Annotated in this window: 4 protein-coding genes; 1 reads left to right on the top strand and 3 read right to left on the bottom strand. The window is 76.2% G+C overall.

What is annotated here, in order from left to right:
- Window positions 1-2: 2 nt before the first annotated feature.
- Genes ACWGDE_RS36410 through ACWGDE_RS36400 form a run of 3 tightly spaced genes read right to left on the bottom strand, consistent with a single transcriptional unit; the run spans window position 3 to window position 3,322 of the window.
- Entirely contained in the window at window positions 3-1,145 is a 1,143-nt protein-coding gene (locus tag ACWGDE_RS36410) for a serine hydrolase domain-containing protein (RefSeq protein ID WP_453393365.1), read from the bottom strand.
- A gap of 42 nt (window positions 1,146-1,187) precedes the next feature.
- Window positions 1,188-2,810, bottom strand: a complete 1,623-nt coding sequence (locus ACWGDE_RS36405; protein WP_453393364.1) for a carboxylesterase/lipase family protein — start codon at window positions 2,808-2,810, stop codon at window positions 1,188-1,190.
- Window positions 2,810-3,322: a mycothiol transferase gene (locus ACWGDE_RS36400; RefSeq protein ID WP_453393363.1), complete on the bottom strand. Its 513-nt coding sequence runs from the start codon at window positions 3,320-3,322 to the stop codon at window positions 2,810-2,812. The genes ACWGDE_RS36405 and ACWGDE_RS36400 overlap by 1 nt, the downstream gene beginning before the upstream one ends.
- Window positions 3,323-3,506: 184 nt before the next feature.
- Here ACWGDE_RS36400 and ACWGDE_RS36395 point away from each other — a divergent pair, with 184 nt between their 5' ends.
- Window positions 3,507-4,616 carry a hypothetical protein gene (locus tag ACWGDE_RS36395; RefSeq protein WP_453393362.1) on the top strand — a complete coding sequence of 370 codons (1,110 nt, stop codon included), beginning with the start codon at window positions 3,507-3,509 and terminating at the stop codon, window positions 4,614-4,616.
- Window positions 4,617-4,637: the final 21 nt, after the last annotated feature.

The raw sequence follows: 4,637 nt of genomic DNA, 5'->3' as shown, positions 1-4,637 counted from the left end.
GTCTACGAGGCCGCGTACGCCCACACCGCGCGCATCGGCTCCGGCGGCGGCGTCGGGCCGGTCAACTCCACTTGCGTCAGCAGGATGGTCGTGGCCCCCGTCGAGGGGACGATGTGCGCGGCCGTGCCCGTGCCGCCGAGCCAGCCGTAGCGGCCCGGCACGTTCCACGGGGAGGTCGGCGCGATGTCGACGGAGCCGCCGTATCCCCAGCCCTGGCCCTCCAGGAACAGTTCGGCGCCGGCCCGCTGGGCCGGTGTCAGCCAGTCGGTGGTCATCCGGCGCACGGAGTCGGCCGAGAGCACCGGGCCGCCCCCGTCGAGCAGCATCCGGGCGAAGCGGTGGTAGTCGTCGGCCGTCGACACCAGCCCGCCGGCGCCGGACGCGAAGGCGGGCAGCGTGCTCCACTGCCCGTCGGGGGCGTCGACGAGTTCGAGGCCCCCGCCCGCGCCGGCCCGGTAGGAGTGGGTGAACCGGCCCAGCTGACCGTGCGGCACGGAGAAGCCCGTGTCGGCCATCGACAGCGGCTCGAAGATCCGCTCCGCCATGAACTCGGGCAGCGAGCACCCGGACACCCGGGCGATCAGCACCCCCAGGACGTCCGAGCAGGTGTTGTACAGCCAGGCCCCGCCCGGTTGGGCCAGCATCGGGATCCGCCCCAGCTTCGCCATCCACTCGTCCGGCGCCGCGATGTCCTGCGGGCGCGGCGCCCCCTGCCCCAGCTCGCCGAAGAGCGGAGCGACCGCCGGGAGCGTGAAGTCCTCCGGGAAGCCCCACCCGGCACGGAAGGTCAGCAGATCGGCCACGGTGACCGGCCGCGCCGCCGGGACCACGTCGTCGACCGGGCTCGCGGGGGTCCGTACGACCATCGGCGCGGCGATCTCCGGCAGCCAGGGCGCCACGGCGTCGTCCAGCGCGAACCGGCCGTCCTTCACCAGCATCATGACCGCCGCCGCCGTCACCGGCTTGGTCAGCGAGGCCATCCGGAAGATGGAGTCCCGGACCATCGGAGCGCCGCCCCCGGCGTCCGCGCCGCCCACGGCCACCACCTCCGGTTCGGAGCCGTCGCCCCGGTCCACGAGGGCCACGGCGCCGGGGAGGGTTCCGCCGTCCACGTACGGCGCGAGAATGTCGAGCAAACCGGCCACGAGTCCGCCTTTCGGGCATGGGGCAGGGGGTGTCAGGAACCGTCAGGGAGTCCGGGCCGCCGCGTCCCACAGGGCGCAGTGGTGTTCGGCCGCCGCGTCCACGGGAGCGATCCCCGACGGGCCCGGCGCCAGGGACAGTACGGCGGGGGAGCGCGGCCACCGGGGCCCCGGCCCGGGCGCGTTGGGATCGCCCGTCGCCGCGAACCGGGTCCAGTAGCCGGTCATCCGCTCCGACAGCGCCCGCTGCGGAGCGTTCATCGCCAGCCCGGTGTCGAAGAGGTAGGGCAGTTCGAAACCGTGCGAGGCCCCGTACGGGAAACCCGCCACCGGCGGCAGCCCGGTGAAGTTCGGCGCGTCACGGTCGTCGAACCGGTAGTCGTACGTCGGCACGTGCCGGGCCAGCGCACGGCTGTCCCGCAGCTGCGGGCACACGAACGAGGCGTCCGTGAGCACGGCGGCGAAGGCCAGCGCGGGCGTCGGATGCGCCGCCACCGGATAGGCGGCCTCGATCCGGTCGGCCCGCTCCCCGAACGCTGCGCGCAGCCGGGCCCGGTACGTGGGCGCGTCGGGGACCGGCTGAGCGGCCAGGGTCTGCCCGAGGAAGATCCGCATCTCGTCGCGGGTCGAGCCCTGTACCACCGGGACCCGGTGGAACTCCCCGTGCTCCAGGGCCCGCCGGGGCTCGACGGGCACCAGTGCGGTGCCGTAGGGGACGGCCGAGAAGCGGAGCATGAGCTCGGGCGTCGCCAGCGTCTCGGCGGACAGGCCGCGCAGGCACTCCAGCGCCTCCCCGGCCGAGGGCCGCTCGCAGCCGAGGCCGGCCGCCGCGGCGGTCCCCTCGGCCACGGTGCGGTCCTCCGGAACGAAGGGCTCGTAGGCGCCCAGGGTGGGAAGCAGCGAGAGGGGCGGGATCACGAGCGAGCAGGAGCCGCTCTGCACGATCGCCCGGTGGAAGAGGCCCGCCGAGGCCGGGGAGGTGAGGTGCAGGCAGACGCCGAGGGCCCCCGCCGACTCGCCGAACACGGTGACGTTGCCCGGATCCCCGCCGAAGCGGGCGGCGTTCGCCCGCACCCAGCGCAGCGCCGCCTGCTGGTCGGCGAGGGCGAAACCGGGGGCCCCGCCGAGGGCGGGATGCCCGAAGAGGCCGAAGATCCCGAGCCGGTAGTTGACCGTGACGACCACGGCGCCACCCGCCGCTGCCAGCCGGCCCGGCCGGTACAGGTCCCCGGCGCCGTTCATGAACCCGCCGCCGTGGAACCACACCATGACCGGCCGGCCCGCCCGCCCGCCGCCCGGGTCCGAACCCTCGCCGCCAGTGCTCCGCGGAGCCGTGACATTGAGGAACAGGCAGTCCTCCGAACCGCTCGGACCGCCCGGCCCCACCGCCGGCAGCTGTACGCAGCGGGCCCCGGGCGCGCCCGCGTCCCGTACGCCCGGCCAGGGCGCGGCGGGCTCGGGCAGCCGCCAGCGCAGCGGGCCGGTGGGCGGGGCGGCGTAGGGGACGCCCTCGAAGGTCTGCACCCCGCCCGACTCCCGCCCGCGCACCGCCCCGCGATCGGTCACCACCACGGGCCGGGGGCCTTCGTCGTCGGCGGCGGCCGCCGGAGCGGCCGGTCCGCCGGCCAGCAGGAGCAGGGCCAGCAGCAACGCCCTCCCGGCCGCCATCAGCGCCGCCTCGCCAGCACGCCCCGTACGTAGGCGGCCTGTCCCGCGTGCTGGAGGTCGTCGGCGATCACGCTGACCAGCCGCACCCCGAGGGTCACCGGCGGGTCCCACCGCTCGTCGACCACCCGGTCCAGGTCGGCGGCGCTCAGCCCGCGCAGGAACCGCTGCGTCTGCGCGTGGACGGCGTCGAAGTAGCCCAGCAGCAGCTCCCCGGAGTCCACGCGGACGGAGCCGGCCTGGCGGGCGGTGTGCCCGTAGCCGGTCGACCCGGCCGGGAGGGGGAGGGCGAACCGCTCCTCCCACCCCTGCGCCTGCCAGACCTGCTCCCAGCCCGCCGCGTCGGCCACGTGGTCGTCCTGGATGCGCGTCAGGTGCCAGACCAGCCAGGTGATCGAATTGGCGCCCGGGTCGATCCGCGCGTCCAGCAGTTCGGCGTCCAGCCCCTCGACCGCCTCGTGCACCACGCCGTGGATCCGGCCGAACGCGTCGGCGAGCAGCTCCGTACCCTTCATGCCCTCACCTTGCCCACGCCACGTGCCGCGATGCGCCGCGGCGCAGCGGGTGACCCCCGTTTGCCCGCCCCGAATGGCGCAGCGCGGCGAGGAGGCGCTGAATGTAACAAAGCGTGCGCTTCCCATGACGCACGATGACCGGCGCGCGATGTGTAGACCCGTGCGTCGGCGAACGGAGCTTTCCATGAATGACCCCATCACCCTCGCCGCGACGCAGTACGAAGAACCGCGCGGGCTCCCCGATCCCACGGAAGTCCGGCCGCCGGCCGACCCCGACGACGGCCCGGGCGACGGCCGCGGCGGCGACCCCGCCGCCGGGTACTCCACCGACCCCGACGCCGGCCGGGACTTCGAGCCCGACCCCGACGCCCGCCGGGACTTCGAGTCCGGGCCCGGCGCCGTGCCCGCGGAAGGGACGGGGGCGACACCCATACGCACCGTCCTGGAGACCGCGGCGGCCGGCCGCCCGCTCAGCGAGGTCGCCGCGCTGGTGAACCTCCTCAAGGAGTCCGGACAGGTGCCCAACCCCGGACACGCGGCGCTGCGCGCGGCCGCGGTGTCCCGGCCCGTCCACGAAGTCCGCGAGATGGTCACCCTGCTGGGGGAGCCCCCGCACGAGGACGTGGAGACCGACATCACCCTGCGGGCCGCCGCTCTCGGCCGGTCCATCGAGGACGTGGCCCTGCTGGTCGGCATGCTCGGCACGGAGGAGGTCCAGGCCCCCCACCACGGCACGGCCGGCGGGCGGGTCCCGTACGGCGGCGTCGACGGACAGGCCCCGTACCGCGTGGCGGAGCCCGAGCCGGCGCCCCCGGTGCGCGCCGCCGTCTGGCCGCCCGCTCCCGTCCCGGCTCCGGCTCCGGCCGGGTCCGCGCCCCGGTCAGCGGCCCGGTCCGCGGGCGGCGCGCTGGGCCGCGTACTGCGCTGGCCGGTGGCGTTCGCGCTGCTGCTCTGCGGTGCGCTGCACGTGCCCGGCGATCTGGCGGGGCTGCTCTCCGGCGACCCCGGAGGGCTGCTCGCGCTCGCCGTCACCCTGTTGTGCCTGACCGCCGGCGCGCTGCTGGCGGTACGCGACACGGCCGCGGCGTGGCGGGCCGGCGCGGTCGTGGCGCTGGGCGTCGCCGTGCTCCATGTGGTGGGCGGAGCCGTGGAGTTCGACCCGCTCGCCGGCGCGGTCGGCGGCACAGTCGAGTGGGCGGGCGTCACCGCGGTGCTGAGCGCCGCGACCGGCGCCGTCCTCGCGGGCCTGGCCCTCCAGTACCGTCCGGCGGCCGACCCGGCCGACGGCGCCTGACCCAGGAGGGGAGGGGACCCG

It is taken from the genome of Streptomyces sp. NPDC054956, from assembly GCF_053609185.1.
Note: the sequence above shows the minus strand (reverse complement) of the source record. Positions and strands in the feature narration are given on the sequence as shown.

Bases quoted from the DNA above. Each gene is read 5' to 3' on its own strand.
- ACWGDE_RS36405 (WP_453393364.1), bottom strand. From the start codon at position 2,810: ATGGCGGCCGGGAGGGCGTTGCTGCTGGCCCTGCTCCTGCTGGCCGGC.
- ACWGDE_RS36400 (WP_453393363.1), bottom strand. From the start codon at position 3,322: ATGAAGGGTACGGAGCTGCTCGCCGACGCGTTCGGCCGGATCCACGGC.
- ACWGDE_RS36395 (WP_453393362.1), top strand. From the start codon at position 3,507: ATGAATGACCCCATCACCCTCGCCGCGACGCAGTACGAAGAACCGCGC.